Origin of the sequence: Providencia sp. R33, assembly GCF_019343475.1 — a bacterium.
Classification (GTDB): domain Bacteria; phylum Pseudomonadota; class Gammaproteobacteria; order Enterobacterales; family Enterobacteriaceae; genus Providencia.
The window spans coordinates 1257635-1279310 of the sequence record NZ_CP072453.1 but is presented as its reverse complement, the minus strand read 5'-3'; the positions used below and the strand labels follow the sequence as shown (position 1 = coordinate 1279310).

Below are 21676 nucleotides of genomic sequence, written 5' to 3'. Positions count from 1 at the left end.
AAGCAGATTGTGCTATTTACAATCAATTATTCCTAAGCAACTACCTTATTTCAAAAAATACTTTAAACTTACTGGTTAACACTACTAAATAACAGTAAAGTAGCGCCTTTTAAAATAAAGCACTCTATTTTCAACTTTTTTTAAGGAGTCCTGCGTGATAAGCGTTTTCGACATGTTTAAAGTGGGCATTGGCCCGTCAAGCTCTCATACCGTTGGTCCAATGAAAGCTGGTAAAGAATTTGTCGATGATTTAGTGAGCAAAAATCTATTGCCTAACGTCACTCGCATCTCTGTTGACGTTTATGGGTCATTATCGCTTACTGGTAAAGGGCACCATACTGATATCGCCATTATTATGGGGCTAGCAGGTAACTTACCTGCCACCGTTGACATTGAATCTATCCCAACTTTTATTAAAACGGTAGAAGACACAGAAAAATTGCCTTTAGCTAATGGTTCTCAATTAGTTGATTTTCCACGTGATGGCGGCATGAATTTTCGTCAAGATAACCTTGAATTACACGAAAATGGCATGACCATTCATGCTTTTGCTGGAAATGACGAAATTTATACCAAAACCTATTATTCAATCGGTGGCGGTTTTATCGTTGATGAAGAGCATTTTGGTCAATCAACGGTTGATAGCAAGCCGGTGTCTTACCCATTCAATTCAGCTGATGAATTACTGCTAAATTGCAAAAAATCAGGTTTATCGATTTCCAGCCTGATGATGAAAAACGAACTCGATCTTCACTCAAAAGAAGAGATCGATGCTTACTTTGCTGATGTTTGGCACACCATGCAAGCATGTATTGAGCGTGGTTTAAATACAGAAGGCGTGCTTCCTGGCCCATTGCGTGTGCCGCGTCGTGCGCCTGCACTCAACCGTATGGTGACGTCTTCCAGTAAACTATCAAATGACCCAATGAATGTCATTGACCTCATTAATATGTATGCCCTAGCGGTAAATGAGGAAAATGCAGCGGGTGGACGTGTTGTTACTGCGCCAACTAACGGTGCATGTGGGATTGTTCCTGCGGTGCTGGCTTATTACAACCACTGCATCGAGCCTGTCACACCAGAACTCTATTTGCGTTATTTCTTAGCGTCAGGCGCAATTGGTATTCTGTATAAGATGAATGCGTCTATTTCAGGTGCTGAAGTCGGTTGCCAAGGGGAAGTGGGTGTTGCTTGTTCAATGGCCGCCGCAGGCCTAGCAGAGTTACTCGGCGGTAGCCCTGAGCAAGTGTGTATCGCCGCTGAAATTGGTATGGAACACAACTTAGGACTGACTTGTGACCCTGTCGCGGGCCAAGTTCAAGTGCCATGTATCGAACGCAATGCAATTGCCTCAGTCAAAGCTGTAAATGCGGCGCGAATGGCTATTCGTAGAACCAGCGAGCCTCGTGTTTCCTTGGATAAAGTCATCGAAACTATGTATGAAACAGGGAAAGACATGAATGCAAAATACCGTGAGACCTCTCGCGGCGGTTTAGCAATCAAAGTCCAATGTGACTAATTAAACCTGTTTCATCCCTCTAACGCCCTTCTGATCATCCGAAGGGCGTTTTTATTCCCCATCCATACAATATTATTCACTGTTATCCACTAACCCTTCTGTTATCAGCAAATTTTTTTAATCAATCTTTCCTATGAACCAATCAATTTATGCCTTATTTCATTTGATTTTGGCAATACACACAATCGCAAATCAATACTATTTTATTCTAAAAATGTATTTTGTTAGTTCACTTAACGCTGTATTCATCATACAAAATTGATTATTTTTTACTCGCAATGTCAATACCAAACACTTTTTTAGCTATTTTCTGTTACCGATAACAATAATTTATCCTGCAAAATAATTAATTAAAGAAATTAAATCACAATAAATAACAAATAAATAATTATTAATTGTGAATTATTAAGTATTTTTAGGTATATTCTTATTTTTCTGACGCGAAACAAGTTTTTAGGTTAAAACAAAATGATATGCTACAAATGTACTTCATACTAATAATTCAAATAGCTGACTCGTGACCGCCATGAGTAAATTGTAATTATTCAGCTAATATTATGATACAGGGGAAATTGATAAAAAGGAGTCTAACTTTAGTGTCCAATTTATCTACAGATAATATTTCGTTTTATCTATCAATGAGGGAAAAATAGTGAGTATAGCTATTATGATTGGTACCCACGGAGTCGCCGCTGAGCAGCTTCTCCGAACCACCGAAATGTTAATCGGCGAGCAAGATAATGTCTCGTTTATTGATTTTATCCCTGGGGAGAACGCAGACACCCTGTTTGAAAAGTACACACAAAAACTGACTGATTTAGACACCTCTAAAGGGGTGCTATTCCTTGTCGATACTTGGGGAGGTAGCCCATTTAACGCAGCTAGCCGTATTGTGAATGAACACGATAATTACGACATTATCACCGGTGTGAATGTTCCAATGCTGGTTGAAACCTTTATGTGCCGCGATGATAACCCTTCCTTGGATGAGCTTATCACGGTTGCATTAGAAACGGGTCGAGGCGGTGTTCGTCCATTCAAATTCAAAGAGGTTGAAGCACAACCAGCGCCTGTTGCTGCAAGCACGCCACCACCTGCGCCAGCTCGAAAAGCAGGTCCTGGTGAGCATATGGTGATAGCCCTTGCGCGCGTTGATGACCGTTTAATTCACGGCCAAGTTGCAACGCGCTGGACAAAAGAAACTCAAGTCAAACGTATTATCGTTGTTAGTGATGAGGTCGCAAAAGACCAAGTCCGTTCGACACTGTTAAAACAAGTTGCGCCTCCTGGGGTTACTGCTCACGTTGTTGACGTTGCGAAATGTATTCGCGTCTATAACAACCCGAAATATGCGGGTGAGCGAGTGATGTTGTTATTTACTAACCCAACTGATGTTAAGCGTATTGTTGAGGAAGGTGTGGAGGTTAAATCCGTCAATATTGGTGGTATGGCATATCATGAGGGTAAAACTATGGTAACCAATGCGGTTTCCATCAACCAAACTGATATCGATGCCTTTAATTATTTGAACGACAAAAAAATTGAGCTAGAAGTCCGCAAAGTTTCATCAGACAGCAAAGTCTTCATGATGGACTTAATTAATAAGCTCAAAAAATAATGTGTTATCAAACTTTTAATTTTGCTTTTTAAACCATTACTCAAACAGATTTTAAAACTTGTTGGTTACAGGAGATTAAACAATGGAACTTACCGTTGTTCAAATAGTACTGGTTTTCATCGTCGCATGTATCGCCGGTATGGGGTCAATCCTCGATGAATTCCAGTTTCACCGCCCTCTCGTTGCTTGTACGCTTATAGGTATCGTTCTGGGAGACATGAAAACAGGTATCATCATCGGTGGTACACTGGAAATGATAGCGTTAGGTTGGATGAATATCGGTGCGGCGGTTGCACCTGATGCGGCTTTAGCCTCTATCATTTCAACTATCCTAGTTATCGCCGGTGGCCAAAGCATTGGTGCGGGTATTGCCTTAGCAATCCCACTGGCTGCTGCGGGGCAAGTATTAACAATCATCGTTCGTACTATCACCGTTGCCTTCCAACATGCGGCTGACCGTGCTGCAATCAGTGGAAACCTGACATCCTTAAGCATTATTCACGTCAGTGCATTAGTTCTACAAGCGATGCGTGTTGCGATCCCGGCACTTATTGTTGCTATTTCTGTCGGTACATCTGAAGTTCAACACTTATTAAGCTCCATTCCTGAAGTTGTGACCAGCGGTCTGAACATTGCGGGTGGTATGATCGTCGTTGTGGGTTATGCGATGGTTATCAACATGATGCGTGCTGGCTACTTAATGCCGTTCTTCTATTTAGGCTTTGTCACCGCCGCATTTACAGACTTCAACCTTGTTGCCCTCGGTGTCATCGGTGTGGTTATGGCTGTTCTGTATATCCAGCTCAGTCCAAAATACAACAAATCGCAAGTTGTTGTCACACAAGGCAATAGCAACAATAACCTTGATAACGAATTAGACTAGGAGGAGCGCAAACATGGTTGATACAACTCAGTCTACAGAGAAAAAACTGACACAGAGCGATATTCGCGGAGTGTTCCTGCGTTCCAACTTATTCCAAGGTTCTTGGAACTTTGAACGGATGCAAGCCCTCGGTTTTTGTTTCTCAATGGTACCTGTTATTCGTCGTCTTTATCCAGAAAACAATGACGATAGAAAACAAGCCATTAAACGTCACTTAGAGTTCTTTAATACTCACCCATATGTTGCCGCCCCTGTTCTTGGCGTGACCATGGCGATGGAAGAGCAACGTGCGAATGGTGCCGACATTGATGATGCTGCAATAAACGGTATCAAAGTAGGTTTGATGGGGCCTTTAGCGGGTGTTGGCGACCCAATATTCTGGGGAACCGTTCGTCCTGTATTCGCAGCATTAGGTGCGGGTATCGCGATGACAGGTAGCTTACTTGGCCCTGTTCTGTTCTTCGTTTTGTTTAACTTAGTCCGCTTATTAACCCGCTATTATGGTGTTTCATACGGATATAAGAAAGGGATTGATATCGTTCAAGATATGGGCGGTGGTTTCCTGCAAAAACTGACGGAGGGAGCATCCATACTCGGTTTATTCGTTATGGGGGCCCTTGTTAATAAATGGACCCATGTGAATATCCCGCTTGAGGTTTCGCGCATTAAAAACCAAACCACGGGCTTTGAAGATATTACAACCGTCCAGATGATCCTTGACCAATTAATGCCAGGGTTGGTTCCTCTACTGCTCACATTCGGCTGTATGTGGTTATTACGCCGTAAAGTGAATGCACTGTGGATTATTATTGGTTTCTTTGGTTTGGGTATTTTAGGTGCTTGGCTGAAATTCTTAGCACCATAATTTTTTCTAATATTTAATCAAGGGAGGTTGCAGCCTCCCTTTTTTAATTTTAAGCTTTGTCATATGTTTACTTAGTCAAGGGCGCACCAATGACCTTAAATGATGCTATTCTCGCCTTTATCATTTTGATCATGCTTGTATATGCTATTTATGATGAATTTATTCAGCATTTGCTAAAAGGTAAAACGCTATTAAAAATTAACTTAAAACGAAAACATCGCGTTGATGCCATTATTTTTATTGTTTTAATCTGTATTGTTATTTATACAAATATTGTTCGACATGGTAATTTATTAACCACTTACTTATTAATGATTACTATATTTATGTCAGTCTACTTGGCATTTATTAGAACACCCAAGCTATTTTTTAAACAAACTGGTTTTTATTTTGCCAATACTTTTATTTCTTACGATAGAATAAAGGCAATGAATTTATCCGAAGACGGTATTCTGATAATAGGTTTAGAGCAAAAGAAAATTCACATCCAAGTATCACATCTTGATGATTTACAACGTATTTATGAGTTTCTTATTAATCATAAATAAACGTTATATATATTCATAGAAAAACTAAGGTTAATTAAAAATATAATTAACCTTTTTTTCCCATTAAACCAATTGATAATAATTCTCACTACCGTTTAATATCCACAATTAATTAAGTGTTGCCTTTAAAATAAAATGTGGTATCTTTCTTTCCACGTCATTGGGGAGTAGCCTGTTCTGGAAATATATTAATTCCAGAAAGTCCGTATCAACATACTCGTTTGGTTTCAAACGTGGTGCGGACACCATAATCTGGTTGGCAAGACCATAGACACATAAACACACCTTAGGTTGGGGGTAGTTTATGTGTATATGGAAACACCCAACCGAGGTTATGTTATGAGTTTTTACGCTACCCTTATCTTAGCCCTAGCGCTATCAATGGACGCATTTGCAGTTGCAATTTGCAAAGGTGCCGTCCTACATAAACCCCGTTTTAGAGAAATTCTTCGTACTGGATTCATATTTGGTTTTATTGAAGCCATCACGCCTATTATTGGTTGGGGAATTGGTATTCTCGCTAGCCAATACGTTATTCGTTGGGATCACTGGATTGCATTTGCGTTATTGTTTGTTCTAGGCGCTCGCATGATTTGGCAGAGCCTTAAAACAAAAGATGATGAATGTTGTTCAAAACCCTCAAGCCACAGCTCAACTAGCCTAATCTTTTCAGCAATTGCCACGAGCTTAGATGCGATGGCGATTGGCTTAGGTCTCGCTTTCCTACAAGTGGATATTGTTCATACCGCAATGACCATCGGTTTAATGACCATGATTATGGCAACTATTGGTATGATGATTGGCCGTTATGTAGGACCATTATTAGGAAAAAAAGCAGAAATTATCGGTGGTGTGGTATTAATTGGTATTGGGTTTAATATCCTGTTTGAACACCTCGAATTATTTATGTACGCACCATAAGAGTTTATTGCCCCCTACTTTTCTTAGGGGGCTTTATTAATATTATACGGCTTGATATTGATAAACCCGAATTAAAAAATCTGCCGTATAATTTTTCACTTCAGCTTGCTGCAAATTCTGCTTCACGTCTTCAGACGCTCGCCACGCAAATGGTGTCATTGCTAACAATTCATACGCCTCTTGACCCGTTAGTGCCATCTTATAATTTAATCGGCTTTCATCCATTAATTTAAAATTAGGCAAATCCTCGTCTTTAACGGGGTGCAACTTAACTTCATCATAGATAAGGGCTTTTAATTCTTGCAGATGTTCTGCTGCTGGAGTGACAGTAATTAATATGCCGTTATCGACCAATACTCTGCTTAACTCTTCTGCTTTACAAGGCGCATAGATACGCACAATAGCCCCTAAACTTGTTTCAGGGAAAGGTAAACGATGGCTAGTACCGACGCAGAAATTAACTGATTTATAGCGTTTAGCCGCATAACGAATCGCTGCCTTTGACACATCCAAACCAAAAACTTGGATGCCCCCAAATTTATTTTGCAGTGTTTGCCAAAAATAGTCAGTGTAATACCCTTCACCGCAGCCAATATCCAATAACGATAATTGGTTTGAAGGTAAAAATTGAACTAGTTTTTCAGCTACTTGGTCACGCATGGGTTGATAGTGCCCTGCATCAAGGAATTGACGGCGCGCTTGCATCATTTCGGCGCTATCACCAGGATCTTTCGAACGCTTGTGTTGCACAGGCAGTAAATTAACATACCCTTCTTTCGCGCAATCAAATTGATGATTTGCTTCGCAGCGATAACTATGGTGAGTTTGTAAGAGAGGTGTAAAACAAAGTGGGCATTGATAATTCATAAAGGTCACTGATCGCAAAATAATAGTCAGTATACCATAGAAGCAACGATGCAGCGCCATGGAAAATATCCCATGGCACCGTGACGTTAGCGAAACTTATGACTGATTATTTCGCTGATTTACTTTTTTCAGCACTCTTTTCTTTCGCTGTTTTTTTCTCAACTTTTGCTTTCAGGTGAGATGATTTAGCCGCTTGGTGCGACTGTGCGATAGGTGAAATAGGCTCAGATTTAACGGTTGTATTTGCTAATGCAGCACCAGAAATAGCAAATGATAATACGGTTGCGATTGCGACTAATTTTTTCATTTTTTCTACCTTTAAATTTGATATAAATCTTACATTAAAATACAAAGATAATTGTCACAGATTTTGGGTATTATATTGCTTTGTTGGTTTCTACCGTTTTGCTTTTATCCTCTTTTTTCTCGGCTTTTGATTTATTAGCATGGTGGGTTTTCGCAGTATGCTGAACTTTGGCTACATGAGTCATAGGTTCATTTTTTACTGTTGTATTCGCCAATGCAGCACCAGAAACAGCAATAGACATAACCGTTGCAATTGCTAATAACGTTTTCATTTTTGTACCTTAGAATTTTAAAGCAAGGATGTTCTTGCAACACTAATAAAACACAAATGAATATTCCCCCGCAATAGGACAAATTTAAAGATTTATAAATATTTTATAGGTTATTTTTGCGTATATATATTTGCAGTTTGTTGATTATTTATTTACTTTTCCTTTCTTTTTTTATTATAAATGAAATCAAAAAATACTCTTTAAAAACAAAGCATTAGTTATTTTCCGCTTTTGATTTCAATTTTTTAATTATAATCACCCATTTAAAATCAATTAATTTGTTATCGCTTTTTTTAGTTTGTCTACACAAATTTAGCTTACCGATACTTTTATAACTTGCTTTCACCTTTTGTTTTTGGTTTTAATAAAATTATATGCAATGACATTATTTAGGTAAAAAAATGAAAGTTCGATTAGCCTCACCAACAGAAGCCAAACGGTTATGGCTTATTCGCAATCAAGCCATTCGTCATGGCTGTAAAACTAGTTACGACCCAGAAACGATTTGCAATTGGACGCCTGATGAAATGCCCCTAAGCTACATAAGTATGGTTGAGAACAACCCATTTTTTGTTGCTGTCAATGAACGTGATGAAGCCATATCAACAGGTTTTTTAAATTTAGAATCAAATAGTATTGATGCGATATTTACTCTACCAGAGTATATGGGGCATGGCGCTGCGGGCTTAATATTGGATGCAATAAAGGCCGAGGCGAAAAAACGAAAAATAAACACCCTGACCTTAGACTCATCCCCGAATGCAGAACGTTTTTACCAAAAGCATGGGTTTACATCTATTCGCCATGATAATTATTATTCCGTACTTGCTCAGACTAATCTCGCGTGTATTCACATGAAAATAGCGTTGTAAGACAAAAAACAAAAGCCGTTAATTTATTTAGCGGCTTTATTCTTTGCAAATTATCTCATTAACTGACTAAAAATCGGCAAATTCAGAGATTGGCTTACGTCCATGGGATTCAAGAAAATCCAACACTCGACGTGGGGTCACATTTAAGATTTGTGATTGAGGAAAATCAATCGATTCCAGCATTTCCACTACGCGATCAAAACGCCCTAAATAACCCGCAAAATGAGAATCAGAGCCTAGCGCAACCCAGCCCCCTGTTTCTTTTACCGCTTTCGCAATCTCTAGGCAGTTTTGTTGACTCCCCGCTCTTGAATGGAGAAATGATGAGTTATTCATTTCTAACGCCACATTGCACTCTTTGGCGGCTTGAGCAACCGCTTTAATATCAATCGGATATTTAGGGTTACCAGGATGCGTAATAATTTGTACTTTTCCACTGCGGATCGTCGCAATCATTGCTTCGGTATTATCTGCAAGGCTTTGTGGTTCAAGAACGGGTTCGTGAAAACCAGCGAGAATAATGTCTAAGTGGCGAGCAATTTTTTCATTACAGTCTGTTTCACCTAGCTTATTTTTAATATTGGCTTCAATGCCATACAGTAAACCGACACCATCAATAATCCGTGGCAAAATAGGCATATTACCAAAATGCCATTCATGCGGTGCATCTTGCATTTCGGGGCCATGATCGGTGATCGCAAATAGCTTTACCCCACGGCTTGCCGCCTCGGCAAAATATTCATTAACCGTGCTGTATGCGTGGGTGCTGGCAATGGTATGGGCATGTAAATCAACTTGATACATAAATAATATCCTTCTTATTCTACTATTTGCTTTCTGAGTCTATCCGCTCAGACAAGGTTTAACCAAGCTAACATATCAACGTAGAGGTTTCGAGAGTCATTCATCTAAACAGCACTTTATTAGCACATAACAATATATTGCACAAAATCCCAGGCCACTTTTAGGATAAAAAAACCCGCAATCAATGCGGGTTAAAATATATTGAGTGAAAAATAAGTTTAATCCACTAAGACGCGTTTATTGGTAGCTCCCCAAAGGATAGACATTTCTGTAAATAATGCACCGCTGATGTCTTCTACTTCTTCAGCTGTAACCTCTGCATTACCTTGTTTGCCAAAGAACACCACTTCATCACCCGGGCGTACTTGTTTTAAATCGGTCACATCCACCATCACGGTATTCATTGAAGTTTTTCCTAATACAGGCACTTTCTGGCCGTTGATCAGTGCATGCCCTGTATTACTAAACACACGACGATAACCATCCGCATAACCCACTGGAATATTTGCTAAAACAGAGTCACGTTTTAATGTAAAGGTACGGTCATAGCCGACAGTGTTACCTTTCGGATAATGATTTACTGAAGCTATATTTGATTTCAATGTCATCACACGTTTGTAGTCGTTTGTTGCAACAGTATCACCATAAAAAATACCACCAACACGCACCATATCTAACCATGATTCAGGCACAGTAATTGTTGCATAAGTATTCGCAACATGCAGTGTGACATCTTCACGTTTTAGCCCCGTCTCCTTCAATACTTGTTGGGACTCTTTGTTAAATTTAGCAAGATCTTTGCGGATTTGAGCCTCATCTTCTTCTGGGTAATGGGACATAATGCCGACAATTTTTAACTGCGGTAACTGTGAAATCATCTTCGCTTCATTAAGACCCGCAGGGGTGCTAACTTCTAAACCATTACGTGACATACCAGCGGAATTTAACGCAAGGTGGATAGGAATGACTTTATTTTGCTGTTTCGCAATGGCATTTAAGCGCTGCGCCATTTCTAAGTTACCAATCAATTCTTCTGTTTGGTACTGTGTCGCTTGTGCCATTTCCTTTTCAGTTGCACTTCTAACGCGCATTAAACGGCCTTTAAAACCAAGGTCTCTCACGGTTTTTAATTCTTGGTTATTGGTCACGCCAATACATTGCACATTGTTAGCAATCATCACTGGTGTGACTAATGAGAGATCATGCCCATAAGCATCACCTTTGAGAACGGCACACATGGATGATTTATCCCCTAATAGCGCTTGAACTTTTTTGATATTAAAATCCAATGCACTTTCTGAGATTTCAATCCATGAATTGTTCACAACCACAGGCTGTACTTGCGCTGCTGGCGTTGCAATTGAAGTATTATTTGTGTTGGTTGGCTGCTGACAAGCGGTTGCCGCAACAAAAAGAGGAAGTAATGCCAGATATTTTAAACGAAATGCCACAAGGTTTTCCTTAGCTGTTGTCATGTCGCCCCAACTCATTATTTTTATGATTACAGGACATGGAAATATACACAAAATGTATAACTTCTTTGGATGATAGCAACTTAAGAAAATTGAACAAGTAATAATTCACTTTAGCTGCATAAAAAACCAAATCACCTTACAAGATCATTTCGTATTGATAATATAAAGGCATCCATTAAATATCAGATGCCTAAACACTATTATTCCCTGATTAATCCCTATTTAGGCATTAATTCCCTTCATACCCTCAACAGAATATCGGGATCCCGCTGGTTGGAAACGGTCTATAGCATGTTTGAACTGACTTAAGTCCTCTGGTGTTAAATGAATATCAGCCGCACCAAAATTGTCTTCAAGATGTTTTACTTTATTAGTTCCCGGTATTGGCACAATGTTATCTCCTTGAGCCAACAACCACGCCAGTGAAATTTGTGCAGGTGAACATGATTTTTGCTCCGCCATCTGAATAATAAAATCAGATAATGTGCTGTTAGCTTTGAGGTTCTCAGATGTAAAACGTGGTAATCCGTTTCGAAAATCGCCATTTTCAAACAAACTCTTATCATTAAAACGCCCCGTTAAAAATCCACGCCCTAAAGGGGAATACGGCACAAAACCAATACCTAGTTCTTGGCAAGTTGGCAAAATTTCAGCTTCGACATCACGCGTCCAAAGGGAATATTCTGTTTGAACTGTGCTAACAGGAAATACAGAGTGTGCCTGTTTAAGTGTAGCCGCACTCACTTCAGATAGCCCTATATGTGCAATTTTTCCTTCAGCAACTAATTGCGCCAATGTTTCCATTGTCGTTTCTATCAATGCTTTTGGATCTAGGCGATGAATGTAATACAAATCAATACAATCGACACCTAATCGACGTAATGAACTTTCACAAGCACTACGAATGTATTCAGGGCTATTATCAATTCTGCGCTCATATTCCCCTGGACGGCGTACAATGCCACACTTTGTCGCAATCTTGATTTCCACATCCGTCTGTTTAAGAAAATCCCCAATCAATTCTTCGTTATGAAAATTGCCATATGTATCGGCTGTATCTAGCATTGTGCAACCAAGTTCAGCCGCCTTATGTAGCACAGCCATCGCCGCCTGATCATCTTGTGGTCCATAGAACTCACTCATTCCCATGCAGCCTAGTCCAATTGTCGAAACTTCGAGCCCATTTCCTAAAATACGTTTATTCATCATCTGCCCCTTGGTTTATTTAACGTATTTGAGTATATTTTCCTAAAATAGCTATTCATATGGGTAATATTAACAATCAATTTTCCAAAAATGGAAAGTGGTGAGAAAAAAGATGAACTGGGATGATGCCAAAATATTTTTAGCTATTGCTCGAGAAGGCACGTTAAGTGCTGCATCCAAGGTATTAAAACTGGGCATTGCAACAACATCACGGCGCTTAGAACGACTCGAAGAAGCATTAGGCGTTCGATTATTCACACGCGATCAGCTTGGTTATAAACTTACGGATGAAGGAAGTGCGTTAATTTCACAGGCAGAGGCTTTAGAGCAAGCAGGCTTCGCATTTAGCAATGCCGCGCACAAAAAGAATGAAAACGTTATGGGGCATGTTTGCTTAGCAACCGCGCAAGGCTTAGCTGACCACCTTATTATCCCTGCTCTACCATCGTTAACTGACGTTAATCCTAATCTAACAATCGAAATTGTCACAGGTGTTTCAACCGTTAATTTGCATCGACGAGATGCCGATATTGCCCTACGAATGGTGAGACCTGATAGTGGTAATGTACGGATCCGCAAATTAGGTACTCTTGGTTTCGGCCTTTATGCCTCAGAAAGCTATTTACAACGCAGACCAAATCCAGATAGGCCTAACAACTTAGAACATGATGATTTTATAGGTTGGTCTGAAGCACAGCAGCACCTTAATTCTGCGCAGTGGTTAGAAAAAACCCTCAGAGGAAGACCTTGCCGGTTGACCACGACCACCATGTCGGCTCAATTTAGTGCTGTACAAACCGGTCTCGGGCTTGCAGTTTTACCACATTTTATTGCAAGAAAAATGGGTTTAATTTGCCTACAAAATGATATTGGTTGCGACCAATCAATTTGGTTAGCCATTCATTCTGACCTCGCCCATTCACGAAGAATACGTGTTGTCGCCGATTTTTTGACTGCATTAGTTTATGATAATCAAGAAATTTTGATGCCATAAAAAAAGCCCATTTTTACATGGGCTTAAGTCGTTATTTTGCTAGTTAGTGCCAGCGCGTTCTTATTGGGGGATTATTCCCACTCAATTATTTACACATAGCGTAACTTATTGATTTATATAAAACAGAATTAACCTAGCGGGTTATGATACCGTCACCAATACCGTCACAATGAAAAGTGAACAATATTTATACAGTAATCTATCGATACGATTCGAGTAATTTTTCTTTTGCTGCTAGGTCGATAATACATAAATTAAGGGCCCTTGTGTTTTCATCGGCACGATTAGACTCACGCCCATAGATTTCAAGTGTGCTTCGTAGTTGTCGAGAAAGTTCACTGGCCTTTGCTCTCTCAGCTCTGCAGGTATTGGCGTTATCGGTACCATCAGTTTTTGTTTCCGCGGCACTGGTTTCGAACTGCACGCTGTCAAAGTGATTAAGAACACGCTTAAGCAAATCGTCTGTGCGCATCGTAGCACGTTCTTTCTGTTCATTGTATATCACCACCCTATTTTGTTGTTCTGCATCTGCATGCTTGCGCTGGTCGATGTTAAACGCTAGGTCTTTCTCATCTTCCTGTTGCCCGGCAATCTGTTTTGTCATTTGCTGGTTATCAGAAAAAATGCCGCTAGTCATAAAACCAGCGGCAAATGAGAGAGCCAAAGCGATTAAAGCTGTAATCACTTTATTCATGGCATCACCTAGATCAGTGCAAACGCACGTTCAAACACATCATCAACGTACGGCTGCTGACCATTTTCAACATGAACAATAGCTTTAGCCAATTTAATTGATATTTCTTTATTGAATACATCTAGGCAATCATGGCGGTCAAATCCTGTTTCTTTACAGACGCGCTTAATGTAGCCCTCCGTGTTGTTTCGGTCTTTCGCTGGCGCCCACCGTTCTATAATTTCCTCAACAGTGTCAATTTTTCCACAACCAATACCCGGTTTACCTTTATGTTTAGAGTACGTCTGCAATAGTTTCATTAATGCTCGTATTCCATATTCATGACTAACAAAACGGCAATGACGAGGTTCAATTTTTGAATCAAATGGCAATTCTCCCTGCCATTTATTTTTCGGATTATAGTCAATGTTACCCGGATTATTATTTCGAATCCCACGAGCACCAGAATTCACATAACCATCTTTAAAGATTTGTTGTTTATCCACTAGGTCACCCCACTTTTTTAATTAACTGCATGACATTGCCGCGCTTAGCAAACAGCGCAGCACAAAGGAAAATATTGGGAATTAAGTTCTGTAAACCTGCTTGATAGCTAGGATCGAGATAGGAGTAGACTGGTACCGATATTGAGTACCCTAGAAATGCATAAGCCAGCCAACCACCAAGCTTGCTATACCCTTTGCCATTTCTCACAAAATAAAGGCCGCGTAAGAACATAACTAAACAAACAAAGGCATTGGTGATAAGCATGAATTTATCGTACGTCATGGCCGTTACCTCCTTTCGGAATATCAGCTTTCTTGTACAGTTTGATACTTAGTTTCACAGAGAGAAGCGAGGCGACGAATGCTCCAAGTGCGTCAAGGCTATCAATGTTATAGGCATCTGGTTTAACGCCTATTAACCCGGTCATTGAAACGAAGATAGTAGCAAAAGGGCTAAAGAATAATAGGCCAGCACCAAGGCTGAGAATTGCGAATACTGAACGAATAGCGAAAGAGAATTCTGTTGCTGCTGTAGTGAAGTAAATAGCGCCAAGAATAGCCCCCATAACGACTTCAGGGGGCAATCCTGAAAAGTAACCTAGAAAGGATGCAAGGCTTAGGCCTGTAACCGTTGTGGCATTTTCATTCATGTGTAGCACCATGGTTGAGAAATAACCATAATACTACAGCATAAAAAGATAAACAGAAAACCAATTAAGATTATATTTGCTGATACACCCCCTCTGCTGCAAGAATAAATCTAGCTGTGCGATATGGTTTTAATACAAGCGCACCGCCCGTGTTTGTTCTTATCTTGCTGACGTGGTGGGATATCGTTATATCTTGCCCTCCCGAGTTTTCGATAATGAACTCTGGATGCAGAGTATGCGGTAACTCATGGCTAAACTCTGAAACAGTGATTGCCGCTGTGCTATTAACTCGAACATACGTACCAGAGACAGACATCACCCCAGCGCTAAAAGTGTAATCACCAACACCCACGGCGTTGTTTTTTGATGATGTGAGGCTTAGAACACCTTTTTGTCTAATGCTAGGTCTAAAGCGAAGGGGAACCTGTACAAACCTATCCTTATTAGGAACTCCAAATATTTCATTATCTGAAATATCACAGTATGATGAATCTGAGTCATCGATAGGTTCATAACGTATCCCAGCGCAATTTAAATTTCCTGTTAAATATATTTTGTTACGCTTAACATCAACATTCGATGTTCTATAGTTAACATCCCCAGCATCATTAAGGATAATACCAACTACAGCGCCATCAAATATCGGCTTATCTTTCTTGATGATATTATCCGTAAATGAGCTATCTCGCATAGCCCCTGTATTAGTCCCTAGCATAGCCCCAACTTTCGCAAACCCATAAAACAAGTTGTGATTAATCGTAAGACCTTCCGCGTATTCTTTAGCTTGCGTTCCGCTTGCAATATAACCCTGCGCACTACCGTTATACTGTACAAGAACGCATTTACATTCGTTGTAATCCCTATCTGCTGGCGTATCTATAGTGACTGTATTTCCACTAATGCTGACAATTGATGCAAAGTGAAAATACATACCGCTTTTGTGTAAGAATGCGAGTTTAGCGCCCACGCTTAATCGTGATGTGCTTGAAACGTTAAACGTCACCGATGCATTACCTATACTTATAACTTCTTCAAATGCATCAACATCAAGATAAATTCCAGAATAATAGAATTGATTATCATGCACAGAGCCGTTCGTTGACCCTCTAACATTTGATAACCCTGCTTGTCCGGAGAATAACACTGTGTTACTGAACACATTAAATCTATCTGGACCACGTTCCTCAAAACCATTTACAGGATAACCGTAACAAGCTATACCTAGGAATGCTGGGCTAAACAAGTAATTGCCGTAGGCAAGCACGTTTCTGTTACCTCTTGAGATTGAGAGCCCATTGTCGTGTCCATAATAAGATTTATTATCCGTACAGATTATTTTTTCACAATTGACAAAGCCGGGGTCTTTTGTTTTCCAGAGAATATTATTATCAAAAATAACCTCATTCGTATTATTGAGAGTCGCGAACGGTAGCTCATAAAAATTTCGCAGCTCATTATCGTGAAATTTGATTTTTGCATTTGACGTGAAGTTGCTCACAAACGCCCATTTGGCGCCCATTGTGGCAGCTTCATTGGGATAATACGGATAGGTTAACCCTGTTCTATCGAATTGACCGTCAAAAACAATGCCTGAAATATCTAAGGACTTAAGGCCAATATGCTGACCGAATAGCAATATTCCTCTGTCTCCAGTTATGACCGGCTTTCCATATCCTCTGACTACAATGTCAGCGTTCTCAGGAAATTCGACTGTTTTAGTAAAGTGATAATCACGGTCAATGACAAGGAGGCCTTTTCTGACCCTTAATTGCTCTATTGCGTTAATGAAAGCGGTAGAGTGGTCGGGAGATGCATGTAAAAATTGACGTGGGTTTATAAAGTATAGGGCGTCACTTAATGATCCCGTTCCAACGCCTATTAGTGATCCGTCTCCATTATTTAGCTGGTTTAATACATCTACCGCACTACCACTAGCTGGGGCAACAACAATGGGCTGACCATCTTTATCAAACGTAAGTACATTACCTGCGCGATCACTGGCTTTTGGCAGCGCAGCAATATCCATATCATCAACGCGCAGTAAACGTTTTTCACGCTTTAATATCGTACTATTAACACTGCTTATTTCATCCTTCAGTGTACCTAAATCAACCGCATCACTATCACGCTTAGGTTTGCCAAGGTTAGCAATGCGGTAGCCTTTAGCGTCGAACCAGTTAGCCAAAATATTTGGGCGCTTTAGGTATAGCGATCCAAGGCTTCCCCAAATGCGCTGAATAATCATTGTCAGGTAATCAAATGCATCCTCGTGCGTTTCTGCAAAGAACTTACTTTGATTACGGAATGAGGTTTCTTGTGTGATAGGAATGTCACGGGCAATGCTAATTTTGTGCCCGTTGGCAAGCGGCTTAGTTAAGACTACCTTTCCACCAGCCGACTTATTAGCGCCTGTTACGGTGTAGTCAGTGCCTAATCGCAAGGTTACAACGTTATCCCCGTCAGCATCTGAAGTGATAACACTCAATTGGTTTGTTTTAAAAATCCTGAATTTATAATCAAAATCGGTTGTTACACCGTTTCCTGTATATTCATTACTGCTGATTTCAGTTGAAACAGTCATGGCTATTCTCCACTCGGTTACGTTGGTGTATGATAGCCATTAAAATTCATTAACGGAATATTGTTTACTTTTAAATGTAAAAAGATAAACATCCTTGGTGTTTTTTCGGTTACTGTAAAAGACTCACACATAAGATAGGTGATTAATATGAAAGATGTAATTAATTTCCCAGCACCAGAAAATTACGCAGAAAAAGTTAATACAGAAACTGGAATAAAGGAGTTGATGAGCAAGTCGAACGTAGAAGAACTACTAAGAACACTGGACAGTAAAGGATGTGACGTGAGCGCGGCACTCATTGAAATTACAGCAATGATGAATTACATAAATCTGAGCTTAAAAGTTAAAGAAAACATCAAAACGCATATTGAATATATCGCCAATGAGTTAAACAAATAATCGTTTAAGAGTAAATTAAAGCACCTATCGGAGGTGCTTTTTTGTTTCTATGGTTTCAGTTTTTCTATTTTTGCCTGTTCTTCTAGCTTCTTCCTGTGTAGCCAAAGTCCAATAAGCCCGCTTTTCTTTTCCCTTATTTTTAATTCATACGATTCAGACGCCGTATAAAATCTAGTTTGGTACAGATATATAATTGATAGAATAGGCGACAAAGAAATTAACAAGTATATAAAAAACCGCTCAGGATACATATCTACAGTTAGTGACATATAAATTATAGATAATAACATTAATGCATTCCCTATAATCGCCAACACCCTAATTACCACCATTTTAGACTCCTTGATTATTTTAGCTGCTCTTCTACTTGATTAAGCAACGGTGACAGGTAGAAAAGGTTCTGAAATGGTAACAGCTTTCTTACCGATCTGACTTCTCTATCATCAAACTCACCATTCATAACACCTGCAGTAATATTTTGAATGTCACCGCCAAGGTCAAATGTAGGGCCTAATAACGCCCCGATACCGTTACGACTTTGATAACGCGATGCTGGTGGCCCACCAAACATGGCACTCATCCCGTACGAGCCACCACTGAGGTTTTCCAATAGGTTATTTGGCTCACCTAGCCAACCCATCATGCCAGACCAGTCTAAACCCTCTTTCACAAGGTTAGCAGGTTCAGCATTAATTTCACGCCCCGCCATCATTGATTTTAATACATAGACCAATGAGCCCAATGAAATTTGTAACAATGCTCCATAATAGAATGAAGCATCACCAGACTGAATGCCAGAGACTAACGCCCTATTGTGAGTACCAAAAAAGAAAGTTTTAAACTGCATCACAATCTTACCTAATTCGCTACTCATCATTAATGGCGTGTCACCAATACCAGGGGTGATTACAGTCGTTCTAACGTCTTTCAATACCGCCGCTTGGAAAGTTTCACGTACTACACGATCATCCCAAAGGTGGCTATGACCAGTTAACATACCGTCTAAATCTTCACCGTGCTTTGAGTATTGCTGAGCGATACGCTCTAACATGTTTTTATCAACGCCGAGGTGGGCCAGCTTTTTAATTTCTTTACTGCTTAATGCATTACCAGCCGCCACCTCTTGCGCAGCTCTAAGTATTTTTGATTGTGTTACAACACCAGTCCACATCTTCAGTGTGTCTGTATATTGATTCATCAGTGTGAAATTACCAAACTTTTGTGAGGACCATTCTAAACCACGTTCAAGAAAAGTGCGTCGAGCGTAGGGATCATTAAGGTCAGCAATAACTTTAGAACGGCTAGACAATGCATATTCAAGGCCTATACCCATTTCACGCAAATCAGCTTTGGCAATCTTCATTGCGCTAATGTCGGTTAACATTTTACCCAATGGCTTTAATGCGCTACGCAAACCATGCTGCATGATCGGTCTGGCCATATCTGGTAATGATGAAATTGTCATACCACCAAGCAAACGTAAAAAGTTAACGTGACGAGCAATGCGACCAGCTCTGACAAAGAAACTTGATGGATCCTTAGGTGCGCCATACGTGCCTAATAACCTGTCACGCATAGCGCGAATATCTCGTAAATCAGCATCCCTTCTAGCTTCTAACTTGCCACGCTCTTTGGCTGTTTTAGCTTCGGAAATTAACGTATTGTAATCATTGGTAATGGCCTTGATTTGTGCGTCCATATCCACACGCCCGAACTGCGCGGTAAGCTCTATTTCTGGTGCAACCTGTCTGACATAGTTTTCCATTACATAATTAACATCTGACTCTAAAAAGTCTTTAATGCGTTCATCAGGGATATTAAGCGTACGTGACTTGGTGAAACCTGCACGCTTTGTTAAACCATCAGGGATAAGCTCACTGGGCACAATGCCAGATGGTGCGCCTATAATTTTATTAATGATATCATCTGCTGCAGCTTCAACCTCTTCACGTGCTAATGGTTCCATTCTACGCAATGCTGCATGGCGGCGATTATCATAGCGAGTCAGCGAGTTAGCTTTGCGTGTTAATTGGCGGTACTCGTTTCTGAACTGGCGCGGCTTGTCTAGAATGTCTAAAGAGCGCTGATAAGAAGCCAGTTTGTTTTCAGCTTCTTCAATGCGAACTAGTTTACGCTCTAATTGTTCCAGCTTTTTAGTTGGTTTTTTAGTTTTACGCTTTTCAATTTCGGCTGAAACAGTTTCTTTTTCTGCAACTAATTTGCGATTCTTTTCTATCTCATCCATTAAAAGCTGTTTTTTACCTGACCAGCGTTCAGCCTCTTTTATTTCAGCGTTTAACTTTTCTGCTTGTGGCGCGGACGTTCTAGCCTGCTCTATACCAGCATCTGCTTTGGCTAGACTAGATTCAGCTTTATATACTGTGCGCTGATTAATTTCCTGCAGCCAGTCAGCAATAATGGTGCGAAATTCAGCCCTATCATTCAATATTTTGTCGAACTTATAAATACGAGGGAAATAGCTTTCTGCAGTTGATACAGTTACACCTTCACGCAAAATGCCAAGCTCAACCATGCGATCCTTAGTTTTCTCAACAATAGGTCGCACAGCTCTTGCCGCTTCAGCAACTTCTGGTATTGCATGGCGATCACCATTACGCATAGCATCACCAACTTGCTCACTAAATTCATATAGGCTTAATCGACTACCGTCGCGCTCTTTGGCTTTTTTGCGATAGGTTTTATAAAAGTCTTTGGTTGATTCAACTTGCTTATAAACAAGCGTTTCGTAGCCTCTAACCTTAGTTTCTACCGCTGTAAACGATGCTATACCCTCTTCATTTTTTGCAAATGTAAAATTATTCTCTGCAAGTTGCTGGTTAATTTGTCGTGCTGTTTTTGATGGTGATTGAGCCACGCGACCAACAGGGCTAACATTCATTGTTCTATTAATAAATGATGGACCTTTCAATGTTTCCTGTTCTAATGTGGTATCAGGAACTTCCATTGCACCTATACTAGTATTATCAGGAGTATTTTGTTGTATCGTCTGCTGCTCACCTAACACATCGTTTTTCAGCTTACTGACTATCTGACCTCTGTTTTTTACCAACTGAGCCGCCGAGCCAAGCAAACCGCCTAACATAGCGTCAAACGTTACGTTCAACGCGCTTTCTTCAAGTGTTCTCGTTTCTTGTGTAGCAGATAAAGCTAATTCAGAAGCAACGCCACCAAGTGCATTAGATACGGCAAATTTGCTTGCTGTAGCCAATACATCGCCGCCACGAACAATGGTACCTGCAGGTATCATCATTGCAGCAACGTTGATAGGATCAATTACTCCCATTGCTATACTTGATATTAATCCAGCGCCGCCAGCGTCTTGCAGCATTTGTCTATCTTGCATTTGCCTATTAATACGCTGTTTTATTACTGATGTTTCCTCTGGTGATTTAGAGTGAATAAATGCATCGGCAAAATCTTCATAGCCAGATAACGTACGTTCATCATCAAATGGGTTGTAACCGTCTTGCTCTTCGAACTGATTAAAAGGCATGGTGGCTATTAAACTACCCACCGAGTTATCAATGCGAAACGCAGCATCACGCAGTTTGGAGACCTCGTTTTTATCACTAAAAGGGTTAGCTGCATCAAGAATGCCTACATCACTTGATTCACCATATTGAGGATCAGGCTGTTTAATTGAGCCTATATCAGCGCCCATTACATCACTTGGATTCATTTCATTAATAGGCATGA

At 40.2% G+C, this 21676-nt stretch carries 21 protein-coding genes and 1 riboswitch; of the genes, 9 read left to right on the top strand and 12 right to left on the bottom strand.

Annotated elements, in window-relative coordinates; all coding sequences use genetic code 11:
• Positions 1-154: 154 nt before the first annotated feature.
• The 6 genes from J6836_RS05945 to mntP all read left to right on the top strand — a co-directional run bounded on the left by J6836_RS05945 (position 155) and on the right by mntP (position 6354).
• A complete protein-coding gene (locus tag J6836_RS05945) occupies positions 155-1519 on the top strand; it encodes an L-serine ammonia-lyase (protein WP_219247657.1) in 1365 nt (454 codons plus the stop codon).
• Between the two features lie 652 nt (positions 1520-2171).
• The gene (gene manX / locus J6836_RS05940) at positions 2172-3137 is read left to right on the top strand and encodes a PTS mannose transporter subunit IIAB (RefSeq protein ID WP_219247655.1); all 966 of its coding nucleotides are present in this window, start codon (positions 2172-2174) and stop codon (positions 3135-3137) included.
• A gap of 82 nt (positions 3138-3219) precedes the next feature.
• Positions 3220-4020: a PTS mannose/fructose/sorbose transporter subunit IIC gene (locus J6836_RS05935; protein ID WP_219247653.1), complete on the top strand. Its 801-nt coding sequence runs from the start codon at positions 3220-3222 to the stop codon at positions 4018-4020.
• Positions 4021-4033: 13 nt separating this feature from the next.
• Positions 4034-4885 carry a PTS mannose transporter subunit IID gene (locus tag J6836_RS05930; protein ID WP_219247650.1) on the top strand — a complete coding sequence of 284 codons (852 nt, stop codon included), beginning with the start codon at positions 4034-4036 and terminating at the stop codon, positions 4883-4885.
• An 89-nt stretch (positions 4886-4974) separates the two neighbouring features.
• A complete protein-coding gene (locus J6836_RS05925) occupies positions 4975-5433 on the top strand; it encodes a DUF986 family protein (RefSeq protein ID WP_219247648.1) in 459 nt (152 codons plus the stop codon).
• 150 nt (positions 5434-5583) lie between these two features.
• Positions 5584-5772: riboswitch (yybP-ykoY riboswitch) on the top strand.
• Positions 5773-6354 carry a manganese efflux pump MntP gene (mntP, locus tag J6836_RS05920; RefSeq protein ID WP_219247647.1) on the top strand — a complete coding sequence of 194 codons (582 nt, stop codon included), beginning with the start codon at positions 5773-5775 and terminating at the stop codon, positions 6352-6354.
• Between the two features lie 42 nt (positions 6355-6396).
• Here the strand turns inward: mntP and rlmA are convergent, their stop codons facing one another.
• The 3 genes from rlmA to J6836_RS05905 all read right to left on the bottom strand — a co-directional run bounded on the left by rlmA (position 6397) and on the right by J6836_RS05905 (position 7799).
• Positions 6397-7221, bottom strand: a complete 825-nt coding sequence (gene rlmA, locus J6836_RS05915) for a 23S rRNA (guanine(745)-N(1))-methyltransferase (RefSeq protein WP_219249409.1) — start codon at positions 7219-7221, stop codon at positions 6397-6399.
• 106 nt (positions 7222-7327) lie between these two features.
• Positions 7328-7528, bottom strand: coding sequence for an acid-shock protein (locus J6836_RS05910; protein ID WP_219247645.1), 201 nt, complete (start codon positions 7526-7528; stop codon positions 7328-7330).
• A gap of 70 nt (positions 7529-7598) precedes the next feature.
• Positions 7599-7799 (bottom strand): acid-shock protein, encoded by a 201-nt coding sequence (locus tag J6836_RS05905; protein ID WP_219247643.1) that lies wholly within the window; start codon positions 7797-7799, stop codon positions 7599-7601.
• Positions 7800-8200: 401 nt separating this feature from the next.
• On the opposite strand from J6836_RS05905, the gene J6836_RS05900 reads away from it, so the two are divergent.
• A complete protein-coding gene (locus J6836_RS05900; RefSeq protein WP_219247641.1) occupies positions 8201-8671 on the top strand; it encodes a GNAT family N-acetyltransferase in 471 nt (156 codons plus the stop codon).
• A 66-nt stretch (positions 8672-8737) separates the two neighbouring features.
• Here J6836_RS05900 and J6836_RS05895 read toward each other — a convergent pair whose 3' ends face one another.
• The 3 genes from J6836_RS05895 to J6836_RS05885 form a co-directional block, all read right to left on the bottom strand.
• Positions 8738-9475 (bottom strand): phosphatase, encoded by a 738-nt coding sequence (locus tag J6836_RS05895; RefSeq protein WP_219247639.1) that lies wholly within the window; start codon positions 9473-9475, stop codon positions 8738-8740.
• Positions 9476-9693: 218 nt separating this feature from the next.
• Positions 9694-10950, bottom strand: a complete 1257-nt coding sequence (gene alr / locus J6836_RS05890; RefSeq protein ID WP_425299627.1) for an alanine racemase — start codon at positions 10948-10950, stop codon at positions 9694-9696.
• A 222-nt stretch (positions 10951-11172) separates the two neighbouring features.
• Entirely contained in the window at positions 11173-12156 is a 984-nt protein-coding gene (locus tag J6836_RS05885) for an aldo/keto reductase (RefSeq protein ID WP_219249407.1), read from the bottom strand.
• 100 nt (positions 12157-12256) lie between these two features.
• Here J6836_RS05885 and J6836_RS05880 point away from each other — a divergent pair, with 100 nt between their 5' ends.
• A complete protein-coding gene (locus J6836_RS05880; RefSeq protein ID WP_219247637.1) occupies positions 12257-13150 on the top strand; it encodes a LysR family transcriptional regulator in 894 nt (297 codons plus the stop codon).
• A 199-nt stretch (positions 13151-13349) separates the two neighbouring features.
• Here J6836_RS05880 and J6836_RS05875 read toward each other — a convergent pair whose 3' ends face one another.
• The 5 genes from J6836_RS05875 to J6836_RS05855 all read right to left on the bottom strand — a co-directional run bounded on the left by J6836_RS05875 (position 13350) and on the right by J6836_RS05855 (position 17560).
• Complete coding sequence (locus J6836_RS05875; RefSeq protein WP_219247635.1) at positions 13350-13844, bottom strand: hypothetical protein; 495 nt, start codon at positions 13842-13844, stop codon at positions 13350-13352.
• Positions 13845-13852: 8 nt separating this feature from the next.
• Positions 13853-14329 carry a structural protein gene (locus J6836_RS05870; protein WP_255586335.1) on the bottom strand — a complete coding sequence of 159 codons (477 nt, stop codon included), beginning with the start codon at positions 14327-14329 and terminating at the stop codon, positions 13853-13855.
• Between the two features lie 4 nt (positions 14330-14333).
• Positions 14334-14612: a phage holin family protein gene (locus J6836_RS05865; protein ID WP_219247633.1), complete on the bottom strand. Its 279-nt coding sequence runs from the start codon at positions 14610-14612 to the stop codon at positions 14334-14336.
• On the bottom strand, positions 14599-14979 hold the full coding sequence (locus J6836_RS05860) for a putative holin (protein WP_036957679.1): 381 nt from the start codon (positions 14977-14979) through the stop codon (positions 14599-14601). Before J6836_RS05860 ends, J6836_RS05865 begins: the two co-directional genes overlap by 14 nt.
• 70 nt (positions 14980-15049) lie before the next feature.
• Positions 15050-17560 (bottom strand): hypothetical protein, encoded by a 2511-nt coding sequence (locus tag J6836_RS05855; RefSeq protein ID WP_219247631.1) that lies wholly within the window; start codon positions 17558-17560, stop codon positions 15050-15052.
• Between the two features lie 147 nt (positions 17561-17707).
• Here J6836_RS05855 and J6836_RS05850 point away from each other — a divergent pair, with 147 nt between their 5' ends.
• A complete protein-coding gene (locus J6836_RS05850) occupies positions 17708-17959 on the top strand; it encodes a hypothetical protein (protein WP_181487952.1) in 252 nt (83 codons plus the stop codon).
• 346 nt (positions 17960-18305) lie between these two features.
• Here J6836_RS05850 and J6836_RS05845 read toward each other — a convergent pair whose 3' ends face one another.
• Complete coding sequence (locus J6836_RS05845) at positions 18306-21674, bottom strand: hypothetical protein (RefSeq protein WP_219247629.1); 3369 nt, start codon at positions 21672-21674, stop codon at positions 18306-18308.
• Between the last annotated feature and the right edge of the window lie 2 nt (positions 21675-21676).